This is a genomic window from Psychrobacter alimentarius (assembly GCF_001606025.1).
Lineage (GTDB): Bacteria > Pseudomonadota > Gammaproteobacteria > Pseudomonadales > Moraxellaceae > Psychrobacter > Psychrobacter alimentarius.
Window position 1 is genome coordinate 503,261 of record NZ_CP014945.1, and the last position, 23,214, is coordinate 526,474.

Annotated in this window: 17 protein-coding genes; 13 read left to right on the forward strand and 4 right to left on the reverse strand. The window is 41.6% G+C overall.

All coding sequences use genetic code 11. The features are described 5' to 3' along the window. Positions 1–4 precede the first annotated feature (4 nt). The 10 genes from A3K91_RS02135 (at position 5) to pdxJ (ending at position 13,272) form a co-directional block, all read left to right on the forward strand. Positions 5–1,777, forward strand: a complete 1,773-nt coding sequence (locus tag A3K91_RS02135) for a polysaccharide biosynthesis/export family protein (RefSeq protein WP_062843808.1) — start codon at positions 5–7, stop codon at positions 1,775–1,777. A gap of 58 nt (positions 1,778–1,835) precedes the next feature. Then, positions 1,836–4,310 carry a capsular polysaccharide biosynthesis protein gene (locus tag A3K91_RS02140; protein WP_062843809.1) on the forward strand — a complete coding sequence of 825 codons (2,475 nt, stop codon included), beginning with the start codon at positions 1,836–1,838 and terminating at the stop codon, positions 4,308–4,310. A 140-nt stretch (positions 4,311–4,450) separates the two neighbouring features. Then, positions 4,451–5,689 carry a capsule biosynthesis protein gene (locus A3K91_RS02145; protein ID WP_062843810.1) on the forward strand — a complete coding sequence of 413 codons (1,239 nt, stop codon included), beginning with the start codon at positions 4,451–4,453 and terminating at the stop codon, positions 5,687–5,689. Positions 5,690–5,901: 212 nt separating this feature from the next. Next, a complete protein-coding gene (gene lepA, locus A3K91_RS02150) occupies positions 5,902–7,701 on the forward strand; it encodes a translation elongation factor 4 (RefSeq protein WP_062843811.1) in 1,800 nt (599 codons plus the stop codon). A 143-nt stretch (positions 7,702–7,844) separates the two neighbouring features. Then, the gene (lepB, locus tag A3K91_RS02155) at positions 7,845–8,747 is read left to right on the forward strand and encodes a signal peptidase I (protein WP_062843812.1); all 903 of its coding nucleotides are present in this window, start codon (positions 7,845–7,847) and stop codon (positions 8,745–8,747) included. 146 nt (positions 8,748–8,893) lie between these two features. After that, positions 8,894–9,286: a DUF4845 domain-containing protein gene (locus A3K91_RS02160; protein WP_062843813.1), complete on the forward strand. Its 393-nt coding sequence runs from the start codon at positions 8,894–8,896 to the stop codon at positions 9,284–9,286. A gap of 113 nt (positions 9,287–9,399) precedes the next feature. Beyond that, a complete protein-coding gene (rnc, locus tag A3K91_RS02165) occupies positions 9,400–10,197 on the forward strand; it encodes a ribonuclease III (RefSeq protein ID WP_062843814.1) in 798 nt (265 codons plus the stop codon). Between the two features lie 264 nt (positions 10,198–10,461). Next, positions 10,462–11,496, forward strand: coding sequence for a GTPase Era (gene era / locus A3K91_RS02170; RefSeq protein WP_099046717.1), 1,035 nt, complete (start codon positions 10,462–10,464; stop codon positions 11,494–11,496). 70 nt (positions 11,497–11,566) lie between these two features. Beyond that, the gene (recO, locus tag A3K91_RS02175) at positions 11,567–12,337 is read left to right on the forward strand and encodes a DNA repair protein RecO (RefSeq protein WP_062843815.1); all 771 of its coding nucleotides are present in this window, start codon (positions 11,567–11,569) and stop codon (positions 12,335–12,337) included. 155 nt (positions 12,338–12,492) lie between these two features. Further along, entirely contained in the window at positions 12,493–13,272 is a 780-nt protein-coding gene (pdxJ, locus tag A3K91_RS02180) for a pyridoxine 5'-phosphate synthase (protein ID WP_062843816.1), read from the forward strand. An 18-nt stretch (positions 13,273–13,290) separates the two neighbouring features. Here the strand turns inward: pdxJ and A3K91_RS02185 are convergent, their stop codons facing one another. Further along, positions 13,291–14,010: a pilus assembly FimT family protein gene (locus A3K91_RS02185; protein WP_228139891.1), complete on the reverse strand. Its 720-nt coding sequence runs from the start codon at positions 14,008–14,010 to the stop codon at positions 13,291–13,293. 497 nt (positions 14,011–14,507) lie between these two features. Between A3K91_RS02185 and A3K91_RS02190 the strand changes: the two genes are divergently transcribed. From A3K91_RS02190 to mscL, 3 genes are all read left to right on the forward strand, one after another. Then, on the forward strand, positions 14,508–15,785 hold the full coding sequence (locus A3K91_RS02190) for an OmpA family protein (RefSeq protein WP_062843817.1): 1,278 nt from the start codon (positions 14,508–14,510) through the stop codon (positions 15,783–15,785). A 360-nt stretch (positions 15,786–16,145) separates the two neighbouring features. Further along, on the forward strand, positions 16,146–17,996 hold the full coding sequence (gene typA / locus A3K91_RS02195; RefSeq protein ID WP_062843818.1) for a translational GTPase TypA: 1,851 nt from the start codon (positions 16,146–16,148) through the stop codon (positions 17,994–17,996). Positions 17,997–18,264: 268 nt separating this feature from the next. Further along, positions 18,265–18,708 (forward strand): large conductance mechanosensitive channel protein MscL, encoded by a 444-nt coding sequence (gene mscL / locus A3K91_RS02200; RefSeq protein ID WP_062843819.1) that lies wholly within the window; start codon positions 18,265–18,267, stop codon positions 18,706–18,708. A 122-nt stretch (positions 18,709–18,830) separates the two neighbouring features. Here the strand turns inward: mscL and A3K91_RS02205 are convergent, their stop codons facing one another. From A3K91_RS02205 to A3K91_RS02215, 3 genes are all read right to left on the reverse strand, one after another. Next, positions 18,831–19,286 (reverse strand): hypothetical protein, encoded by a 456-nt coding sequence (locus A3K91_RS02205; protein WP_062843820.1) that lies wholly within the window; start codon positions 19,284–19,286, stop codon positions 18,831–18,833. Between the two features lie 284 nt (positions 19,287–19,570). Further along, positions 19,571–20,497, reverse strand: a complete 927-nt coding sequence (mutM, locus tag A3K91_RS02210) for a bifunctional DNA-formamidopyrimidine glycosylase/DNA-(apurinic or apyrimidinic site) lyase (RefSeq protein ID WP_062843821.1) — start codon at positions 20,495–20,497, stop codon at positions 19,571–19,573. A 55-nt stretch (positions 20,498–20,552) separates the two neighbouring features. After that, positions 20,553–23,105, reverse strand: a complete 2,553-nt coding sequence (locus A3K91_RS02215; RefSeq protein ID WP_062843822.1) for a RelA/SpoT family protein — start codon at positions 23,103–23,105, stop codon at positions 20,553–20,555. Between the last annotated feature and the right edge of the window lie 109 nt (positions 23,106–23,214).

Sequence of the window (23,214 nt, forward strand, 5' to 3'; positions counted from 1 at the left end):
ACGCATGAATATGAAACCACGTGCTATCGTGACAATGATAAGTTTGGCAATGGCAGCGATGAGTATGCCAGTCATGGCAGCCACCAGTTATGCTGATCAGATATCAGGCTCTGGCTTTGGTACTAGCAACAATAATATGAGTCAGGACCAAAATCGCAACAATATTAATGTTTCAACACAAGCATTTGCAGGCGGTGTACCCGGTCAAGCGACCACACAAGAAGCAGTTAATGCAGCAAGCTTACCAAGTCAGTCAGTCATCAATACCACACGTCCTTACCAAGATATTAATACGCAAGATATGATGTTTGGTGAGCAGCTATTTCGCGGTGCATTCTCAACCACGTCAGGCTCCACGTTCAACGATAGCTATGTGATTAACCCTGGTGATAATGTGCAAGTGCGCATGTGGGGCGCTTATCAATATGCAGCGACCATGACCGTTGATCCACAAGGTAATATTTTCTTACCAAACGTTGGACCCGTGCGTATCTCTGGTGTACAGAATGGTAGCTTGCAAAATGTGGTCAAAAACGCTGTCAGCCGTGTTTATCGTTCAAACGTAGGCGTTTATGCTTCTCTTGAGCAAGCGCAACCTGTAAAAGTGTTTGTCACAGGATTTGTCAAACAGCCAGGCTATTATGGTGGGCTTGCAGCAGATTCAGTCTTATCTTATTTGGATAGAGCTGGCGGTGTTGACCCAACGCGCGGTAGTTATATTGATATTCAAATCAAACGCAATGGTCAGATGCTACAACAAGTCAACCTATATGATTTCCTACTTGCAGGTAAATTGCAGGCCTTTTCATTCCGTGATGGCGATGTGATTACAGTAGCGCCGCAGAAGAAAACGTTTGCAGTAAGTGGACAAGTTCAAAATGAGTATACGTTTGAGTTTGACGTGAACGATTTGACCATCGGTGATGTGCTACAAGTTGCTAACCCAGCAGCCAATGCAACCAATGTCAGTATTACTCGTAGTGCAGGGCGTGCGCAAACCGCAGAATATTATTCTCTTGCCGATGCACAAAACGTTCCTGTTTATAATGGCGATCAAATGGTTGTGACCTCAGATCGTTACGCTGGCACAATCGCTGTACAGGTGCAAGGTGCTCATACAGGTAATGGCGCAATGGTGGTGCCATATGGTGCTCGCCTCAAAGATATCATTCCACAATTACAGCCGAGCCCGCTCGCCAAGCTGACACAATTGACCATTTATCGTCAATCTGTTGCTGAGCAACAAAAACGTATGATTAATGAGTCGCTTGATCGTTTAGAAGAGCTAACGCTTGCTACGCAGTCTACAACCCGTGAAGAAGCAGCGCTTCGTCAGGATGATGCTAACTTGGTCAAACAATTTGTGGCCAAAGCTCGCAATGTAGAAACTGATGGTCGCATTGTGGTCGTGCCAAATTCATGGCAGGATATTATCCTGCAACAAGGCGATATCATCGAGATACCAGCGCAAACATCAATCATTACGGTGAATGGACAAGTGCGAGCACAGGGCGCGCTTACCTTTAACCCAGATTATACCGTTGGGGACTACATTGCCAATTCTGGTGGTTTCTCTGATAATGCTGATACCAAAGAGATCTTAATTATTCATCAAAACGGTGCTAGTGAAGTGGTCAATACTGCTTACCGTATCCAGCAGGGTGATGAGATTATGGTATTGCCAAAAGTCAAAACCAAGCGCGTAGAAATCACTCGTGGTCTATCACAGATTGTCTATCAATTGGCTATTGCAGCTAAAGTGGTGTTAGATCTATAACAATTACTAGCGATAATGTAGATTGACGCAGTATTAGTAAGTAAGACAGGGACTAATAATGACAAAAATGGTAGCAGATGAAAGTAAAGTAGAGGTAGCTACCTCTGATAATGCACAGTTTTTGTCATCGCCTAAGCATTTGATACCTAAGCGCCTAGCAGTCATTGGCAAGGGCATGAGTCGTAATAATCAATTGCTATCTCAAGTACTGCAAGCGGATATCCAGCGATGGTATCCGTGGTCAAGTTTACAGCAAAAAATACTGTATGCTCCAATGAGACAACCCAATGCTTTTATCGGTTGGGGTCATAAAAAAAGCTATCAACGAGCCAATAAGACTGCTGTTAAGCACAATCTGGCTACTTTGAGTATTGAAGATGGTTTTTTGCGCTCGTTAGATTCAGGTATCAGCAGTCGTCATGGATTGAGTGTGGTTGTCGATGATGTGGGTATTTATTTTGATTTGACGAAAACCTCACATCTAGAGCAACTTATCATTACTCGTATTAAAAGCGATGTCAAATCTGAGCAACGTGTACAAGATGATAACCATTCTCAACAGTTGATGTCTCGTATATGTAATGAGAGACTGAGTAAATACAATGCAGTCATGGACTGTCCATCATTAGATGAGTTGATTGATGAACAAAATCCCACTACGGTAAAAAGTGCTTCCAAATCCCATGTCTTACTCATTGATCAAGTGGCAGGCGATGCTTCTGTTCAAGGGGCTGGTGCAAATAAAGGCCAGTTTAGGCGCATGTTAAAATCTGCTTGTCGCAATCATCCGCATGCACATATTTGGATAAAAGCCCATCCTGCCGCAAAAACTGGCTATCTGACCAATTTAAAGCTGCCCAAAAACGTTCGAGTCTTAAGTCAAGCACTCAATCCAATGTCATTATTAGCGCAGGTAGATCACGTCTATACGGTCAGCTCTCATATGGGCTTTGAAGCATTGATGCTTGGCAAAACAGTGCATTGTTTTGGCGTCAATTGGTATAGCGGTTGGGGTCTGACTGATGATAAGGGCGCACCAAAACGTCTGCTAAAAACCGTCCAGCAGCGTCGTCAGGGTATTGCAAAGACGTTACTAGGTAAGAAAAAACTACCATACTCAGCTTTACTCCCTTTACTATCTGCTAATAAAGTTGATGCGACATTAGAAACCTTATTTTATAGCGCTTATATAGATTATAGTCGATACGTTGATCCAGCGACGAGACAGGCTTGTGACATCGAGATCGCGATTGAGTGGCTGGTCACCAATCGTCACTGGCAAGCGTGTCTTGACAGTCATTTAACCATATATGAGTTTAGTCGTTGGAAGCTTCCTTTTGTCAAAGCTTTTGTTGGCTTACCGCGTACAACATTGTTTGTTAAACCCAAACCACGTCTGAAAAATATATTGCATCCAGATCATCTTCGGGTCAACTATGACCAGCCGCTGCTTGTTTGGGGCTTAGCCAAACGTCAGCAATTACAAGAAAAACTACAAAATAAGCTTACCAGTCCGCCTACTATTTACTGCATGGAAGACGGATTTATCCGCTCAAATGGCTTGGGCGCGACGTTGTTGGCACCCTTATCAGTGGTGATTGATAAACAAGGCATCTATTATGATGCGACCCAGCCATCAGATTTAGAAACCTTACTGCGCCAATGTAAAGCATTAAGCCCTAAGCAAAAAACACGCGTCCAAACACTACAAAACAAATTATTGACTCAGCGAGTGAGTAAATACAATGTTGGGGCTAGTACCAATAATTTATCCAGTTCTTGGATGCAAGAAGCCAAGCTATCTGGAAAAAGCCGTATTTTGATTATTGGTCAAGTAGAAGATGATTTGTCAGTGCAGTATTGTGGGTCAGCTATAAAGACCAATAGTGGCTTGATTGAGCGGGTTTGCAGGGATAATCCTGATGCATACTTAATTTATAAACCGCATCCTGATGTGGAAGCAGGACTACGAGTAGGTAAGGTCACAGAATCTTGTTTGCGTCAGGTGCAAGCAGTTGCGTATGATACTGCCATGCCTGATTGTTTGGAATGCGTCGATGAGATTCATACTATCAGCTCATTGACTGGTTTTGAAGCCTTGCTGCGCGGTCTAAACGTGACCTGCTATGGCTTGCCTTTTTATGCAGGGTGGGGACTAACAACAGATATTGATGCGCATCTAACGCCAAAAGACATGTACCTACAAAGACGCACACGAGACACTATGTTGACGCTTGAGCAGTTACTGTATTGTGCTTTGATTCGCTATCCATTATACCGTCTGCCCAATGGCTATGGTCTTGCGCAAGTAGAACAAGTGATTGATTATTTGTATCCGCTTGCAGACACTTCTAATGAAACCTTGCAAGTTGAAAAAACCAGTAAAAGAATACGTTCAGTGTCTTCATCGACATCGATGATATCAACTTTATCTGCTGCTGTTAATCATACAGAGATCAAACGTCTCGCCACCACACGTTTTATGCAGCAACGTCATCGCTGGCAGCAGCGCCTACGTAAAATGTCTCGTTAATCTTATCTATCTGTGTCCTAGAAATCCATTGCGACAAGCAGGGGTTTTTTCGGTATAATCAACCACTTGGCACTTTTGTGCGTGCTCGCAATGCAGAGCCACACCCTTTTTTATCCTTCAGTTAATGGTAATTGATTCCTATGGCAGCTTCGATGTCTCACTTACTTACTCATCGACATGTCTTGCTGTTACAGGGAAAGATGGGCGGGTTTTTTAACCGTTTTTCGACATTTTTACAGACTCAAGATATTAAAGTCAGCAAAATTAACTTTAATGCTGGTGACGCGTTCTTTTATCATCATCCCAATACGTATGAATATACAGATACGTTGGCGCAATTTTCTGCTTGGCTACAAGCTTTTATTGAAAAGCATGACATTGATGCCGTGGTGTGTTTTGGGGATTGTCGTCCGCACCATACGCAAGCAGGCTGTGTAAGTGAGCAATTAGGTATCTCGTTTTTTGTATTTGAAGAAGGGTACTTGCGTCCTGATTACATTACCTTGCAAGAATACGGGATTAATGGTTACTCGCGTTTGAATACCGCTGACATCAAGGCACTCAAAAAAGCCAATGACCATCCTCTTTATACTCACAATCGTTTTTATCGTTTGAGCATTGCTGCGATTGTTTACTACATCGTTGCTTGGATATACAAAAGCCGTTATCCGCATTATTCACATTATCGTGGTATGACCGCCTGGCAAGAGGCAATCGCTTGGCTAAAGGCTCCTTGGCGTAAATTGAGAGGGTATTTCCCAGATAAAAAACTGCAAAGTATGCTGACCACGCAAGAGAGCGACAATTATTTTCTCATCAGTTTACAAGTGCACAATGACTCTCAGATTACTCATCACAGTGATTATCGTGATGTGGTGCAATTTATCGATGAATCTATTGCGAGTTTTGCAAAGCATGCTGATCAACAACAGCTGCTGGTCTTCAAGCATCATCCACTAGATCGTGGGCATCGCGACTATCGTGAGTTGGTGTCTAGCTTATCAGAGCGCTATCAAGTAGCCAATCGTGTTTTTTACGGGTGTGACATGCACTTGCCAACGCTCATGAAGCATAGTATTGGCATGGTGACTATTAATAGTACGACAGGCCTACAATCGGTATATCACAAAAAACCGACTAAGGTTATGGGCCGCGCAATTTATGATACGCCCAAGCTCATAGATCAAAAGGCGCTCAAAGATTTCTGGAAACGACCTGAGAGTCCGGATAATGAGTTTTATCTGCGATTTCGTGAGTATTTGATCGAGCAAACACAACTTAATGGTGCCTTTTATGGTCGATCGCCATGGATGTATAAATACTTACAGCAAGCTGAAAATAACGCTATAGAGCTCTCTGAAACGAAGACACCCCACTAGTTGATTTATCATCAATTGTGGCTAGCAATCATTGCATGAGTAATGAATCAAGCTTTGATAAGTGTCGTACTTTCTGTCTTTACTGTTTCTCGCTTGTCACTTCACCTGTTAATCGCATCTCTCATAATAAAATCGCCTTACTTTGCAGTGGAAAACTGCTAGAATACCCGTTGGTTTTATTTTTCTATCACCCTTAATTTAGTAGGCGCTTTGTGACTGCATTAGCCAATATTCGTAACTTCTCAATCATTGCCCACATTGATCATGGTAAGTCGACGCTTGCCGATCGTTTTATTCAAATGTGCGGTGCCTTGCAAGATCGCGAGATGCAGGCGCAGGTGCTCGACTCCATGGATATTGAGCGTGAGCGCGGCATCACTATCAAAGCGCAGTCGGTCACTTTGTTCTATGATCATCCAAATGGTGAGCGTTATCAGCTCAACTTCATTGATACGCCAGGACACGTCGACTTTTCTTATGAAGTATCACGCTCACTAGCGGCTTGCGAAGGTGCCTTGCTGGTGGTTGATGCCGCACAAGGGGTGGAAGCGCAGTCTGTGGCCAACTGCTATACGGCAGTTGATCAGGGCTTAGAAGTCATGGCAGTGCTCAATAAAATTGATTTGCCGCAAGTTGAACCTGAGCGCGTCATTCAAGAGATTGAAGACATCATTGGTATTGATGCTGTGGATGCCCCACGAGTATCGGCCAAATCTGGTTTGGGCGTAGATAAGTTATTAGAAGCCTTGGTTGAATTTATTCCAGCACCAACAGGTGACCGCGAAGCACCGCTGCAAGCACTGATCATTGATTCTTGGTTTGACAGCTATTTGGGTGTGGTCTCTTTAGTGCGTGTACGTCAAGGAACCGTCAGAAAAGGCGATAAAATTTATATCAAATCGACCAAAGAGGCGCATCCAGTTAGCTCTATCGGTGTCTTTACACCAAAGCCTTTAGATACAGGGGTTTTAGAAGCGGGTGAAGTTGGTTTTATTATCGCGGGTATCAAAGACATTGCTGGGGCACCAGTTGGGGATACGATTACGCATTCTAAAACGCCTGATGTTGAGCGTATTCCAGGTTTCAAACAGATTACCCCGCAAGTATATGCTGGCATGTTCCCAGTAGATTCCAATGACTTTGAAAAATTCCGTGAAGCGTTACAAAAACTACAGATCAACGATGCGTCACTATTTTTTGAACCTGATACATCTGATGCATTGGGTTTTGGTTTCCGCTGTGGCTTCTTAGGCATGCTGCACATGGAAATTATCCAAGAGCGCCTAGAGCGCGAGTATGATTTGGATTTGATTACTACTGCACCGTCAGTTATCTATGAGATTGAAAAGAAAAACGGCGAGGTAATTCATATTGATAACCCGTCAAGATTGCCTGAGCCGAACAACATCGAAGAATTCCGTGAACCAATTGCGCGTTGTCAGATTTTAGTGCCACAAGATTACTTGGGTAATGTCATGACGTTGTGTATCGAGCGCCGCGGTGTACAAGTTGATATGCGTTTTATGGGCAAGCAGGTTCAGCTGGTTTTTGATATTCCGATGGGTGAAGTAGTCATGGATTTCTTTGACCGTCTAAAATCTGTTTCGCGTGGTTTTGCCTCATTGGATTATAACTTTGAGCGTTATCAAGTTGATAGATTGGTCAAAGTCGATGTACTCATCAATGGTGATAAGGTTGATGCATTGGCAATGATTGTTCATCAGGATCAAGCACGTTTTCGTGGCAACCAGTTAGTCATTAAGATGAAAGAGTTGATTCCACGTCAGATGTTTGATGTGGCGATTCAAGCGGCGATTGGTAGTCAGATCATTGGTCGCAGTACGGTAAAAGCGATGCGTAAAGACGTACTGGCCAAGTGTTATGGTGGTGATGTCTCACGTAAGAAAAAACTGTTGTCTAAGCAAAAAGCAGGTAAGAAACGTATGAAGCAAGTGGGTAATGTAGAAATCCCACAAGAAGCGTTCTTAGCCGTATTGAAAGCAGACAGTTAAGGATTAACAGCCGGTAGCTAATCGCAAAAATTCCTATTATTCGGTTTTTTTACATATGGGTTTTTTGCATAGTAGTATGTTAAATATAGTGGGTCTTATCGTTAAAGCAGCAGAGCAAGCTGTTCATTAATAGGCAATTTGGTATGGATTTTGATTTTAATTTAATTTTAGTGCCGTTGACGATAGGCTTAGGTATTATTTGGCTGTTGGACAAATTGGCGCTGAAACAGCGTAAGACGCGTGGGCATGGCAAAGAAAGCTTATTGGTACGCTGGGCTTATGATTTCTTTCCTGTATTGGCAGTGGTATTGATAGTACGCTCGTTTTTGATTGAGCCTTTTAATATTCCTTCGTCTTCTATGGTACCAACGTTATATACAGGTGATTTCATTGCTGTCAATAAGTATGCTTACGGCGTGCGGCTGCCGCTAACTTATAATAAAGTGTTAGATACGGGTGAACCCGAACATGGTGATGTGGCTGTATTTCGCTATCCTGAAAATCCTAGTATTTATTATATCAAGCGCGTTATTGGCTTACCGGGCGATACAGTCAGCTATAACCAAGGCACTTTATCTATTAATGATGTACCCGTTGAAACCAAACCCATAGATTTTGCGGCAAATGCTGAGTTGACGTCACAGCTGTATTTGCCAGGGCAAGCAGGTCCAGGACAAGTGCTGACAGAAGAGAGTGCAGCTACCATGGGTCAACAGGAAGAAGATGTGGCGCAGTACTTTCAAGAAACACAGGGCGAAAATACACATCTGGTACGTTATCTGAATGGTATGAATAGCGCTCAGTACGCACCTTTTTTACAACAGCAATCACCAGAAGTCATTAATTCAGAAGGCACTGAATGGCGTATCAGTGTGCCAGAAGGCCACTATTTTGTTATGGGTGATAACCGTGATCGAAGCGCTGATGGCAGGTTCTGGGGCTTTGTACCTGACGAGAATCTGGCTGGTAAAGCTGTTTATATCTGGATGCATAAGCCACCAGGGTTAAACTTACCTACCTTTGAACGCAATGGTTCTATCAATTAATGAGTGCAAGAGTCTCTATTGTTTGATTTACCAATAATAGTTTTATGCTAATATTATGACTATTTAATGAATAGCTACTTTTAGTATTCAGATTTTTTAAACAAACGCTAGTATCAATTGTTATTGACCAGTAGAGGGCTAGGGTAATGCAACAGTTATCTGGATTGGCGACGCAGCGCGGTGCAAGTGTGACAAGCATTGTTTTGACTATTATCCTTTTAGGCGTTGCGATCAAACTGATGGTTGCAATCATACCCGCTCAAATTGGTGATTATCAATTGACAAAAACATTAAGCTCCCAGCTTAGAGAAGCAAACAATAACAACGAGACCACCAAGCAGTTCATTGAACGTGTTGATAAACAGCTATCTATCAATGCTGATTATGACACCAAGGCTGAAGATGTCATCATCTTTACTGATAAGAAAGTAGGGCAACTGGCTATTCGTAAGCAGTATGCCGTGACCAATAATTTTTTCGGTAATGTTGATATCCTCAATCGCTTCGAAGGCGATATTGATATGGCAACTACCAAATAGCTTAATCATTTTTTAACTTTCTCAATAAGACTTAAATTTCCTTTATAGAATCAATCACTACATACCATTATTTACTCAATCAGTAACACAGAAGGGATAACCATAAGCCACGCATGAAACCAACTTCGCAACATTCCCAAGCGGTTCCTATTCCCCAAAAAAATAGCACGTCTGTCGATACGCTTGTTGTTAGCTCAGAATTTATTCAACGGTTAGCGGTATTAACGCGTAAGTTGGGTTATGTCTTTAACGATTTGAGTCTCCCCAAACTTGCATTGACGCATCGATCGTTTGATAGCAAAAAAAACTACGAGCGTTTAGAGTTTTTGGGCGATGCACTTTTAGGAATGATCGTAGGAGAAGCTTTATATCACCGTTATCCTGGTCAGAATGAAGGGCGTCTGACACGTATGCGTGCGACTTTGGTACGTCAAGAGTCATTGGTGATTATTGCCCAAAATTTAGAGCTTTCTAATCATCTGATATTGGGTGTCGGTGAGCGTAAGGGTGGTGGTCGTAACCGTGCTTCGATACTGGCTGATGCAGTAGAATCTTTGATTGGTGCTATTTATTTAGACAGTCAAGATATGGACATCACGCGTAATTGTGTTCTTTCTTGGTATGGTGATTTGATTGATAGTGTGAACGATCAAAAGGCGTTAAAAGATGCCAAGAGTCGGCTGCAAGAATGGCTACAGTCTAAGCAGTTTGATTTGCCAACTTATGAGCTGATGGAAACTCGAGGTAACGCGCCAAACCAAATTTTTGTCGTGCGTTGTCATGTCAATATCCAAAATTGTACTGATATTACAGAGTCTGGTGAAAGCCGCCGTATCGCTGAACAAAAAGCGGCAGAGCTTATGATCAATCAGTTACATAAATTACCAAATTCAGCCAAGAAGCGTTCGTAATTTTTATGAGATTTACTATAAATCTAAAATTATGATACCTTTTTTAAAAATTATTTTAACAAGTACTTACTCTGCATATCTTAGAGATTGCTTGTTCTAAAACCTTATCTATTTTCCAGCTGATACTGGTTTCGCTTTTTAGAGCTGACCTAACCATACTGCTTTCTGCTGGTTATAAACCCTATAGGATTAACTATGCACAATCATACTGATTTGCCACCGAACAATGAAGATAGTGCCAACGATATGACCGAAGATACACATATGACGCCAAAGCAAGTAGACCAAGACAGTGCTGATACCTTGAACGAAGATTTCGCATCAGAGAATGATTTGGCGATTGAAGAGTTCTTTGCACCAAGCAGTCATACGCGCATCGCTGACAATTTTAAGGCTGGTTATGTTGCCATCGTTGGACGTCCAAACGTTGGTAAATCGACCCTGATGAATCATTTGTTGGGTCAGAAATTGTCTATTACTTCACGTAAACCGCAAACCACCCGTCACCGTATTCATGGCATCTTATCCAATCATGAGATGCAAGCCGTGTTTGTTGATACACCAGGTATTCATCGTAATGAAGTGCGTGCTATCAATGAACGCATGAATAAAGCGGCTGTCTCTGCGTTAGTAGACGTTGATTTGGTGCTATTTGTGGTTGACTCGGACCAATGGCGTGACGATGATCTATTGACGTTGCAAAAGCTTGGTGATACAGACTTGACCGTGGTACTGGTGATCAATAAATCAGATACGTTAAAAGACAAAGGCAGTGTGTTGCCGCTTATTGAGACCTTTAATGACAGCTTTGATTTCGCTGATATCGTACCAGTCTCAGCGCTGAAAAATCAAAACTTAGATCGTCTGCAAGAAGTGATTGTGTCTCATTTGCCAGTCGCTGATCCTATTTACGACACAGAGCAAATTACTGACCGCTCAGAACGATTTTTGGCCAGTGAAATTATTCGCGAAAAGATCATGCGCAGTGCCGGTGATGAAGTGCCTTACGATTTGACCGTACAGATTGATGCTTTTAAAGATGAACCGGCCCATGTTGATCCAAAGACTGGTCGCCCGCGCAAGGCTTGTACTTTTATCGATGCCACTATCTATGTAGAACGTGGTGGTCAAAAAGCCATTATTATTGGCGACAAAGGTCAGCGTATCAAGCAAGTTGGTATGGATGCTCGTAAAGACATGGAACAACTTTTTGATAAAAAAATCATGCTGACGCTTTGGGTAAAAGTGAAGCGTGGCTGGTCTGATGACGAGCGTGCGTTAACAAGTCTTGGTTACTGATAGGACGATTATAATAGCCTTGCGTCAGTCAATTTAATATATGCAAGGCTCAATGCTGAGGTAATCAAAAATGCGTAATGAAGCGTTAGTCGGTTATTTATTACATCAGCGCCCTTATCAAGAAAAGCGTGCCTTATATTATTTGTTTTCTCAGCAACATGGTGTGATCCACGGAGTGGGAAAAAAAGGCGCGCCACTATTTATGCCTTTGCAGCTTTTTGCGACAGGCAAACGTGATCTGAAAACATTCAGTCAAATCGGTATTGCATCGAATAATCCTTCTCAGGTCAAAACAACGACAGAAGAAGAGACTGTTATAAGCTCATTGCCTTACGAAAACATCACTGGTCAACATCAATATTCGGCATTGTATTTAAATGAAATACTATGGCGACTGTTGCCGAGTGAAGACCCAATGCCAATATTGTGGCAGCATTATCAAAATAGCTTACAGCAACTCAGACAGCCCTTGAGTGCCAATGAGCTGCGTTTGTGTCTGCGCCAGTTCGAACAGCGCTTATTTAATGAATTGGGTTTTACCTTGGCGTTGACTCATGATAGCGTCCAAAACCCTATTGACGCCGATAGTTCTTATCGGTTTTTGCCTGATGTGGGTTTAATGCCTGTTTTACAAAATCCGGCGCAATCTGAAAATTTAGAGAGCTCGACAAGCCAAAGCATTTTTATGGGCAGTGATATTATAGCGATGGCGCAATTGGGCATTACTGAAACCACGCTTAATCAATGGTCAAAACTACATCGTTATCTGATTGATCATTTGCTAGACTATCAGCCGCTGCAAAGCCGTTTACTATGGCAACAGCAGCAGCGTTATCAATAAGAATTTTATCATTACTAACCTAGCTTATGCCTCAAAATAAGAACAGTGTAGTGGGGCAGTTTTTAATTTCTCCTAAATATAAAGCTTGCTGAAAAATTTATACCAGTAAAAATTACTTATAAGTCAACTGGGCATCATTATCAAAAGGATTTCTTATGACCAATACATCATTAGAGTCATCGAACAGCACGCAAAAAAAACCTTTGTTGGGCGTCAACATTGACCATGTTGCTACATTACGTCAAGCGCGAGGTGTGAGTTACCCAAGTCCTTTGGATGCCGCTCTATTGTGTGAAAAAGCAGGAGCAGACGGCATTACCATACACCTGCGTGAAGATCGCCGTCATATTCAAGATTCAGACGTCTATGAGATAGCAGAGCAATTAACGACTAGAATGAATTTAGAAATGGCGGCAACGACTGAAATGCTAGCGATTGCTTGTCAGGTTAAACCATTTTGGGTCTGTCTGGTGCCAGAAAAACGCGCAGAGCTGACAACAGAAGGGGGGCTCGATGTTGCAGGGCAGGTTGCTGGATTGACAGAATATATTCGTACCTTACAGACCGTAGGTACGAAAGTTTCCTTGTTCATTGATCCAGATGACACACAAATCTCTGCCGCCATCAGCTGCGGGGCAGATGCTGTTGAGCTACATACTGGCGCTTATGCTGAAGTATGTTTGACAGAGGATACGGGCGCTCAAAATGCTGAGCTAAAGCGGATCAAGCAAGCCGTTGCCTTTGCTCAAAGTATGGATCATAAACTTCTGGTGAATGCAGGTCATGGTCTGACACGTGATAATGTTAAAGCAATCGCGCAAATTGAAGGTATTTACGAGCTGAACATCGGGCATGCGCTTATCGCTGATGCTATATTCGTAGGCATTGAACAAGCCATTGTTTTGATGAAAAACGCCATGCACGAAGACAACTAATGATAGGGTTGATCGGTTTTAGGTATCATCGCAGTGAGTAGGATGGTTTTCATTAAGTTTTTGTTTGACAATGCCTGATTGGTTGAATGATATAAGATACATTGCTTTATTATAAGCAACCGTTGGACAATACTTAATGTGACCAAAATGACCTCTAGGAGTGCCACTATCGCCCCAGAATTTGGTGTAGTGGCGCCTATTGCCTACTCGTAAGCTTAGCGTACTGTATTTAAGGTTTAACGATTGCTGATTTATTAACACATCTACTTGAGCATCATAATTTTTACTGTTACTTTTATCTATAAATACCAAAAGCATTGTGCCACCATCTCTTTGGCAGTGTCCTTCTTCAGTAGATAGACACACAAGCACATCCTCTTTCCTGATATAACTTTCCGCTTTGGCTAATGCGAGTGAGCGCTTTACCTGACTTTGAATACGCTTGGCTTCCATACTTGCTAGTTTTGTTTGTACCGCAGGTGCTGCCACAGTCACTAAAATTGCTAATATAGCCACGGTAATCATGAGTTCAACAAGGGTAAAACCTTGCTTTGCAATATGGTTCGCAATGTTCTTACTTACGATGACTTCCGTCTTATGTCTCGTTGTTTTAGTAAAAACAGGATTTTTTCGAGACAGAACAAAGTAAATCATAGAGCAGATCAGCTTATTAAAGAGAAGTGAGATAATGACAGTCAGTTTTCTATAAGGTAAACGTCTCTTATAAAGTGGTTTCATAAAATAGCGTTATCTGTAATAAATCATTCGATTTCACAGCCCAGTTTGGCTTATTGGGTAGATATTGTATTTTAATGGAATAATGTTGGCTTTTTAATTATAAACAGAATATATGTCTACTGTCAAAAAATGTTTCAATTAGTGAATGAAGGTTTTTAATAATAGAGAAAAATTATCAACTGTATTAAAATACGCTCAGACAATAGATGCTGTTACCTTTACAATCTATTGTGAACTGACATACAAAAGATAAAAAGCGTAAGGTGTGTTAGTTCTAGGTAACTTCAGCTGGTTATTGTGTTTTAGTTACAACATTATCGTGTAATAATGTGTAGCTGGTTAACGAAAAAAGTTGTAAACTGAATTGATAATCGCTAAGCTACTCCTTAATTGGTTGTGCTTTGTAACTTTAAATGCGTGAAAGATGTCTACTTTAGAGCGTCTTGAAAATCGGTTTTGCTTAACGCATCACTAAAATTATCCTTTGGAGGAAGTCCATGAAATTGAATAAAATTGCTCTAGCTCTGGTTGCCGTAACAGCTGCACCTCTAGCAGCTAACGCTGGCGTAACGATTAGCCCATTGTTACTTGGTTATCACATGACTGAAGAGTTTAGTGATACGTCTGATAAGCAACGTGAAGTTCTTACTACAGGCAAAAACCTGCAGAATAATACTGATTTAGCTGGTAATCCTAACGGTGGCGTAGCTAAAGAAAGTAGCTTATACACTGGTGCTGCACTAGGTATCGAATTGACTCCTTCTACTCAGTTCCAAGTAGAGTACGGTGTTTCAAACGCAAATGGTGAAGCGTCTGAAGATTCAGCAAAGTCTGGTGCTAACCGTTTTGACGTAGAGCAAACCATGCTTTCTGGTAACTTCTTGATTGGTACTGAAGAATTTACTGGTTACACCGACAGCGCACTTAAGCCATACGTATTGGTAGGTGCTGGTCAATCTAAAATCAAAGTAGAAAACCAAGAGACTTATGTTTCTGATCTTACTGGTGAAACAGTTAGTGCTGGTACTGAAGTAACAAGTTCTAAAGACACTATTGGTAACCTAGGTCTAGGTGCTATGTATCGTATCAACGATGCACTAAGCCTACGTGGTGAAGCTCGTGCGATTCACAACTTTGACAACAACTGGTGGGAAGGCATGGCTTTGGCTGGCCTAGAAGTAGTACTTGGCGGTCACTTAGCGCCTACAGTAGCTGTACCACCAATGGAAGAGCCAGTAGTTGACAACACTCCAGTAGTTGTTGTTGAATCTGATCTTGATTCTGATGGTGATGGTGTAGCTGATAGTATCGATCAGTGCCCAGGTACTCCAATGAACGTAGTTGTTGATGAAGTTGGGTGCCCAGTACCAGTAGATATTACTGATGAACTGAAAATGGAACTACGTGTATTCTTTGATAACGACAAATCAGCTATCAAAAATCAGTACAAGCCAGAAATCGCTAAAGTAGCAGAGAAGATGCGCGAGTATCCTAACTCTACAGCACGTATTGAAGGTCATGCTTCTAAAACAGGTCCTTCAGCACGTTATAACCAACGTCTATCTGAAGCTCGTGCCGTTGCTGTTAAATCTATGCTAACTAACGAATTCGGTGTTGCTCCAAACCGTCTATCAACTGTTGGCTATGGTTATGACAACCCAATCGCACCAAACGATACTGAAGAAGGTCGCGCTATGAACCGTCGTGTTTATGCCATCATCACTGGTGACAAAACAATGACTGTTGAGCAAACTAAAGATATGGTTGTTCAGTAAGTAATAATCGATTGATTATATTGTTAAATATATAGTTACAAAAAAAGCTACCTAATGGGTAGCTTTTTTTATTTATACATTCAGAAAAGTAAGTTATTACATAAATTTATGAAGCAATAATGTTATACTACCTCCCGAAACATTCTGTAGATTGACAGAATGTACATTAGCATAGCTATCTGTATGATGAATTTATCAGTATAGATATATGATTGTATTGAAATTATCTTATTCTAAATATTTTACCTATTGTAAATTCTATCGTGAATAAACCTTCGATCTCTATCTGATTTATAAAAAACGTTTATCCAGCGGCGCTTACTGCTACTGCACTTTTTTAAGACAAAACGAGCATTTTATATGGCGAACGATATCAAACACCTGCGTAACATTGCAATTATTGCCCACGTTGACCACGGTAAGACGACTTTGGTTGATAAGCTATTACATCAATCTGGTACTTTTGGTGACCGCGCAAACATTGCTGAACGCGCAATGGACTCAGGTGATATTGAGCAAGAACGTGGTATCACTATTTTGGCTAAAAACACAGCCATTCGATGGACAGATCAAACTTCAGAAACTGAGTATCGTATCAACATCGTTGATACCCCAGGTCACGCCGATTTTGGTGGTGAAGTTGAGCGTGTAATGTCGATGGTAGATTGCGTACTTCTAGTGGTAGATGCTGTTGATGGTCCAATGCCTCAGACTCGTTTCGTAACGCAAAAAGCATTCGAGCAAGGTCTAAAGCCGATTGTTGTTATCAATAAAATTGACCGTCCTGGCTCACGCCCTGACTGGGTAATGGATCAAATTTTTGATTTGTTTGACAATCTAGGCGCAAGTGATGAGCAGTTGGATTTCCCAGTTGTTTATGCTTCAGCTTTGAATGGTATTGCCGGTTTAGAAGCAGACGCTTTAGCTGATGACATGACGCCGCTTTTCAAGACCATTGTTGATGTTGTACAGCCACCACAAGTGGATGCTGATGCGCCATTTCGCATGCAAATCTCAAGTCTAGACTATAATAGCTTCGTTGGTGTTATCGGTATTGGCCGTATTCAGCGTGGTAAGATTTCAACGAATACGCCAGTCACTGTCATTGATAAGCATGGCAAAACACGTAACGGCCGTATCCTTAAGATTATGGGTTATCACGGTCTTGATCGTATTGAAGTAGAAGATGCACAAGCAGGTGATATCGTTTGTATTACTGGTATTGATGCACTGCATATTTCAGACACAATCTGTGATCCTAACAACGTTGAAGCATTACCAGCACTAACAGTAGATGAACCTACGGTTTCTATGAACTTCCAAGTAAACAATTCGCCGTTTGCTGGTCGTGATGGTAAGTTTGTGACGTCACGTAATATTCGTGAGCGTCTTGAGCGTGAACTGATTCATAACGTAGCACTACGTGTTGAAGATACTGAATCTCCTGATAAATTTAAAGTTTCAGGTCGCGGTGAGCTACATTTATCTGTATTGATCGAAAACATGCGCCGTGAAGGGTTTGAGCTTGGTGTATCAGGCCCAGAAGTTATCGTGAAAGAAGTAGATGGTAAACTTCAAGAGCCTTATGAAAATGTGGTTTTCGATATTGAAGAAGAGCATCAAGGCTCTATCATGGAACAAGTTGGCTTGCGTAAAGGCGAGATGACCAACATGGAGCTTGATGGTAAAGGTCGTATGCGTATTGAAGCAACGATACCAGCTCGTGGTTTGATTGGTTTCCGTTCAGAGTTCTTAACGCTGACTTCAGGTAGTGGCATCATGACGTCAAGCTTCTCACATTACGGTCCGCAAAAGATCGGTGATGTTGGTGGTCGTTCTAACGGTGTATTGGTTTCTATGGCAAATGGTACTTGCTTAGGATTCGCACTGTTTAACCTACAGAAGCGCGGTAAATTGTTTGCTGAGCCACAGCTTGAAGTTTACGAAGGTATGATTGTTGGTCTTAACTCGCGTAACGATGACATGGTTGTTAACCCTACCACTGCTAAGCAGTTAACCAACGTTCGTGCTAGTGGTACTGACGAAGCATTGACATTGACACCAGCTGTTAAGTTTACGCTTGAGCAAGCACTTGAGTTTATTCAAGATGACGAATTGGTTGAAGTAACACCAAAAGCTGTTCGTATCCGTAAACGCTACCTCACTGAAAGCGAGCGTAAGCGTCACGGTCGTAGCAAAAAAGGTGCTTAATATCAAACAGTAGATGACTATCTATTGGAGTGGTATCCGATACTACTGTTTTTTAAGATTGGTATCTAAATAGCTGAAAGATTAGCAGTATAGAATGAACGAAATATAGTTCATCTTATACTGCTTTTTTTTGGGCTGTAATTCTTCTATACTGTAAATAGAAGAATCAACAGTAGTAGTGTTTTTGGCTATTGTTCTTTAAGCGTAATGTTAAGGCGAGTATTTAGACCCTTATCTGGTCGTAAATCAATACTTTGAGGAGAAAATGATGAGTATGGTTTCTGAGTTTAAAGAGTTTGCTCTAAAAGGCAATGTGATGGACTTGGCGGTCGGTGTCATTATCGGTGGAGCCTTTGCGACTATCACAAAGTCTTTGGTTGAAGATATTATGATGCCGATTGTTGCCTTCATAGCAGGTGGTGAAATCAATTTCAAGAACATGTTCTTAGTTTTAGGTGATGTGCCTGAGGGCGTTGCTAGGAATTACGATGTACTCAAGCAAGCGGGTGTACCAGTGCTAGCTTACGGAAGTTTTATTACCATTCTTATTAACTTTTTAATTTTGGCTTTTATCATTTTTATGATGGTCAAAATAGTTAATAAAATGCGCCGTAAAGAAGAAGTTAAAGAAGTAGTGAAACAGCCTTCAGAAGAAGTACAGTTGCTTCGTGAGATTAGTGATAAACTGAGCAGTACCATCATTCATAAATAAGAATTTTTTATTGATATGAGACAAAAAAAGGCCAACGTAATGTTAGCCTTTTTTTGTTTATCCAGATACTGAGTGTGCAGATATAAATGTGCCAGATAAAACTTCAACCATCTAGCAACGCGTTAAGGATTCACGACAGGCGTAACGACGACATTATCGTTGGTGTTGATTAGAATCTCTGACGGGCGATCGACGACAATACGTACAAGGTTGTCATTGCTGACTACTTGTGACTTATAGTAATTGTCTTCAGCAACAGTACATCCAAGGCAACGACCCATCGCGTCCCAAGGCTCTACAAAAAGCTTTTGCTGTGCTTGATCTGCATTACCGCCGATCAGTGAAAAAGGTAGACTGACAATATAAGCAGCCGTACCAGCAACGGCATTAACCAGCTGAAGAGGTTTACCTACGATAGTATCAACCATCATTGTGCCATAAGAAGGGCCAAAATCTGTCTCGTCGATTTCTATGGCTGCCAAGGCAGGCTGCATACTCATGACCAGTAAACTTAAGCTTGCAGCAACAGTAAAAAATTTCTGCTTTACTGTCTGTGGCTTCTTGGCTTTGACAATCATAACGATATCCCAAAATTCGCAATTGGTAGGATTATTAGTTGGCGCTATTTCTACTCAGAAGAATAACAACAACATCAATAAATTGGATATTACAGAAAAATCAATCATATGCACTATTTATGTAAGTGTCTACTATATTAAAGCAAGATGCGCCTGAATAAGCAATAAAAATACGTGTAATCGTTCATCAGTGAAAAAAATATAAATATTTGATTCAAAACGATTGGTGATAATATTGTCTTTTTTATTCAGAAAACAATTAGTAATGAGATTCTAGGTAGCGTTTAAATCAATGGCTGACACAGAGCACAGTAAACACTGGCTCGACCATTGAGTTTGACGTTTTCGAGTATCGTTTGACAGTGTAAACAGGCTTCACCTTGTCTACCATAGACGTTCAAGGTTTGCTGAAAATACCCCGTTTGACCATCAGCAACGGTAAAGTCTCGTAGTGTAGAACCGCCAAGTTTAATTGCTTTTTGCAAAATAGTTTTAATATGTCCAACCAAGGTTGTTATTTGATCATAAGACAAATGATGAGCAGGAGTAGCGGGATGAATGCCAGATAAGTACAAACTTTCTGTCGCATAAATATTACCAACGCCAACCACAACCTGTTGTTCCATAATGACTGACTTTATAGGGCGCGTAATAGGCCGTGATGGTTTGTTTGATATGGCAGTCTCGACAGCTTTATTGTTCTCGGTACTCTTGGTACGTTGGATAAAATGGTATAAATAGTCTGCCGTAAATGCATCTGAAAGTGGTTCGGGACCGAGATGGTCTAACAGTTTACTGCCATAATCCTGATACCATAACACTGACCCAAAACGTCTAGGATCATAATAGTGTAACTGTGATCGTTCGTTATTAGTGTTAGTAAATTCGATGACCAAATGATCATGTTTGCGTTTGTCTGTGCCATAACTGAGCTGTTGTAAGCTGCCCGACATTCCTAAATGAATCAAAAGCTGACGCGTTTTTGGTCTATCAGCTTGCCGGGTAATATTTGATACTGTAGATGAAAAATTGAGTATCAGGTATTTTGCCCTGCGCTCGACACTATCTAATACATAGTCCACTAGCGCGTCTAAATCATCTGGCATTACCCAACGCAGCTTCGGCTGAAAGATTTTGATATTAGTAATCTTTTGCCCCAATAGTGGGGTGAGGCTGGTTTTCGTGGTTTCTACTTCAGGCAATTCAGGCATAATATTTTATGATAACTCTAAGTTGGAATGAATAGATTGTGGTTCAATTCGGTGTTTAAGCAACGGCACGACGGGCGTGCAATATGCCATGCTGCTGCTCTAATTTGGCTAAAAGCTTAGACAGATGCGCCAGTCCAGAGACTTCGATATGAAACTTCAAAAAGGCGATATTATCGTCATTACTTAACGTCTCGACTTGACGAATATTGACATTTTCTTTATCAATAATTTGGGTCAAATCGCGTAGTAAGCCACGTCTGTCATATGCTTCTACATGAATATCTACTGGTTGATAGCGCCCAGATTGAACGCGCCATGCCGCTGCTATCTCACGCTCAGGATCACGCTCGATAAGGCGTAAATACTCAGGGCAACCACGATTATGGACGCTAACACCACGTGATAAAGTGATATAGCCTGCAATCGGCTCACCATGTACAGGGTGACAACAACCCGCAAGATGAACCTCGATGTTATCTAAACCGTCAATACGGATTTTATAAGCATCGAGTTTGTTGACATCTCTAGTATCTACACTGAGGACAAAATCTTCTGGCGGCTTCTCAGGTTCTAAGTGTAGCTGCCGAGAAATATGGCTGGTCAGTTGATTGAGACCAATGTCGCCTGTGACCAATCCAACGATGATATCGTCTGTGTTATTGACATTAAAATGTTGAGTATAATCATTTAAATCAATACTGTTGGGATGCACTGACAGACGCTCAAGCTCTTTACTGAGCATTTGACGTCCAATCTCAATATTTTTATCACGGTCTTGTTTATTAAACCATTGGCGCAGTTTTGAGCGTGCACGGTTGGTATGAATGTAACCGAGCGAAGCGACTAACCAATCTCGGTTTGGCTCACGTGACGCCTTAGTGATGATTTCAACTTGTTCGCCCGTTTTTAGCTGATAGGTCAGTGGCACGTAGCGCTGGTTGACACGAGCGGCTTGTGCACGATTACCCACTTGCGTGTGCACATAATAGGCAAAATCAAGCACAGTCGCACCTTTTGGTAGCTCGGTGATATCACCATCGCGACTAAAAATATAGATGCGTTCAAGCTCATCAAAATCAACGAGCTGCTCTTCTTCATCAAAACCCATCTCATCTATTTCTTCACCTGTCAGTAAAGAGGAGCGCAACTGGTTCCGCGTTTCATTATTGATCGATAACAATTGACGAAGAGAGCTGATTCTTTGGTTGAGATAATTGTCTTTTTTGTTTTTTAGACCTTCTTTGTAATTGACATGGGCACACATGCCAAGCTCAGCTTCAAAATGCATTTCATGCGTACGAATCTGTATTTCAAGAGATTTGTTTTCAGCAATAACGGCGGTATGTAGAGAACGATAACCATTAGATTTAGGGTTAGTAAGGTAATCATCAAACTGTTCGGGAATATAACGCCATAAACCATGCACCAAACCAAGCACATGATAGCAATCTGCCGGATTATTGACCAATACGCGCAGTGCACGAATATCGTAAAGCTGATCAAACGATAAACCTTTCAGCTTCATTTTTCGGTAAATAGAATAAATGTGTTTGACACGTCCCGACAGCTCAGCCTCGATATTGGCTTCTATCAAAGCGTCATTTAATTTTTTTTGTACGCGCTGGATATAAGATTCGCGCTCACTACGTTTTTCCGACAAAAGTTTTGCAATTTCTTTATAACGATCAGGCGCAAGGTAACGAAACGCCAAATCTTCTAACTCCCATTTGAGTTGAGCGATACCCAAGCGGTGGGCTAGTGGTGCATAAATAGTCATGACCTCACGAGCCACGCGATTCTGACGCTCTTCCTTTGAAAAGGTCAACTCTCGCATAGCGAAAGTACGCTCTGCCAATTTAATCAAAACCACGCGCACATCATTGGTGACAGAGATCAGCATGCTATAAATATTTGAGAGCTGATCACGCTGATTGTTGACGAAATGGTCTTCTAAGCGTTTATTGCTTTCAATGATCTCAGACAGCTTACCCATGGCCAATGTATCTTTAACAAGGGTTGATACGTCAGTGCCAAATTTCTTTTCGATATCATCAAGACTTATCACGGACTTACGAGCGCTACGGTACAGCATGGCTGCGACCAGTGCGTCCTCATCTTGATACAAGTAGGTTAAGATGTCAGTCATACCGATACCAGTAACATAGGCGCCTGAACGCTCAGACTCACTGGTATTCATATGATTACGGATAAATTCACAAGCCGCACTAAGATTGGGTACAGACTCTTGCCCAATACGTTTGGCAACATTGTCCAACCACGTTGGCACATCAATATTTACTTGATCTAAATCAATGGTCTCAAGGTCTTTTTCTGAAAAGGTCAGCTTCTTACTGATAAAGGAATTATCAGCATAATCGTTTTCAATCTTTAAATCGTCACTATGAAAAGAATGCAATGCCGAGCGATCAAACGTCGTGTGTAATTTATTGGTAGACAGCTGGTATTTGATATCGAGTGGAATTTGCGCATAGCTGTTGGCAGACTGATGAGAACGTTGGCTTGCGACCAGTTGTGCGGCAAGCGCTGCACTATCGGCTTGTGTGGTCTGTCCATCCACTAGCGGCAATCCTTCACGAATTTTTACCATAGCCGACTCCTCTTAGCTATCCTGAATTGAACATAACTTCATCTACAATGTAAACACTTTGAATGGGTAGATGGTTAAAATACCAGCCACAAACCAGTCCAACTGCTAA

Coding starts and splice junctions, on each gene's coding strand:
- recO (WP_062843815.1), top strand. CDS start 11,567: ATGCGTAATGAAGCGTTAGTCGGTTATTTATTACATCAGCGCCCTTAT.
- A3K91_RS02215 (WP_062843822.1), bottom strand. CDS start 23,105: ATGGTAAAAATTCGTGAAGGATTGCCGCTAGTGGATGGACAGACCACA.
- A3K91_RS02185 (WP_228139891.1), bottom strand. CDS start 14,010: ATGAAACCACTTTATAAGAGACGTTTACCTTATAGAAAACTGACTGTC.
- era (WP_099046717.1), top strand. CDS start 10,462: ATGACGCCAAAGCAAGTAGACCAAGACAGTGCTGATACCTTGAACGAA.
- A3K91_RS02205 (WP_062843820.1), bottom strand. CDS start 19,286: ATGATTGTCAAAGCCAAGAAGCCACAGACAGTAAAGCAGAAATTTTTT.
- A3K91_RS02135 (WP_062843808.1), top strand. CDS start 5: ATGAATATGAAACCACGTGCTATCGTGACAATGATAAGTTTGGCAATG.
- rnc (WP_062843814.1), top strand. CDS start 9,400: ATGAAACCAACTTCGCAACATTCCCAAGCGGTTCCTATTCCCCAAAAA.
- pdxJ (WP_062843816.1), top strand. CDS start 12,493: ATGACCAATACATCATTAGAGTCATCGAACAGCACGCAAAAAAAACCT.
- mutM (WP_062843821.1), bottom strand. CDS start 20,497: ATGCCTGAATTGCCTGAAGTAGAAACCACGAAAACCAGCCTCACCCCA.
- typA (WP_062843818.1), top strand. CDS start 16,146: ATGGCGAACGATATCAAACACCTGCGTAACATTGCAATTATTGCCCAC.
- lepB (WP_062843812.1), top strand. CDS start 7,845: ATGGATTTTGATTTTAATTTAATTTTAGTGCCGTTGACGATAGGCTTA.
- A3K91_RS02140 (WP_062843809.1), top strand. CDS start 1,836: ATGACAAAAATGGTAGCAGATGAAAGTAAAGTAGAGGTAGCTACCTCT.
- A3K91_RS02160 (WP_062843813.1), top strand. CDS start 8,894: ATGCAACAGTTATCTGGATTGGCGACGCAGCGCGGTGCAAGTGTGACA.
- A3K91_RS02145 (WP_062843810.1), top strand. CDS start 4,451: ATGGCAGCTTCGATGTCTCACTTACTTACTCATCGACATGTCTTGCTG.
- mscL (WP_062843819.1), top strand. CDS start 18,265: ATGAGTATGGTTTCTGAGTTTAAAGAGTTTGCTCTAAAAGGCAATGTG.
- A3K91_RS02190 (WP_062843817.1), top strand. CDS start 14,508: ATGAAATTGAATAAAATTGCTCTAGCTCTGGTTGCCGTAACAGCTGCA.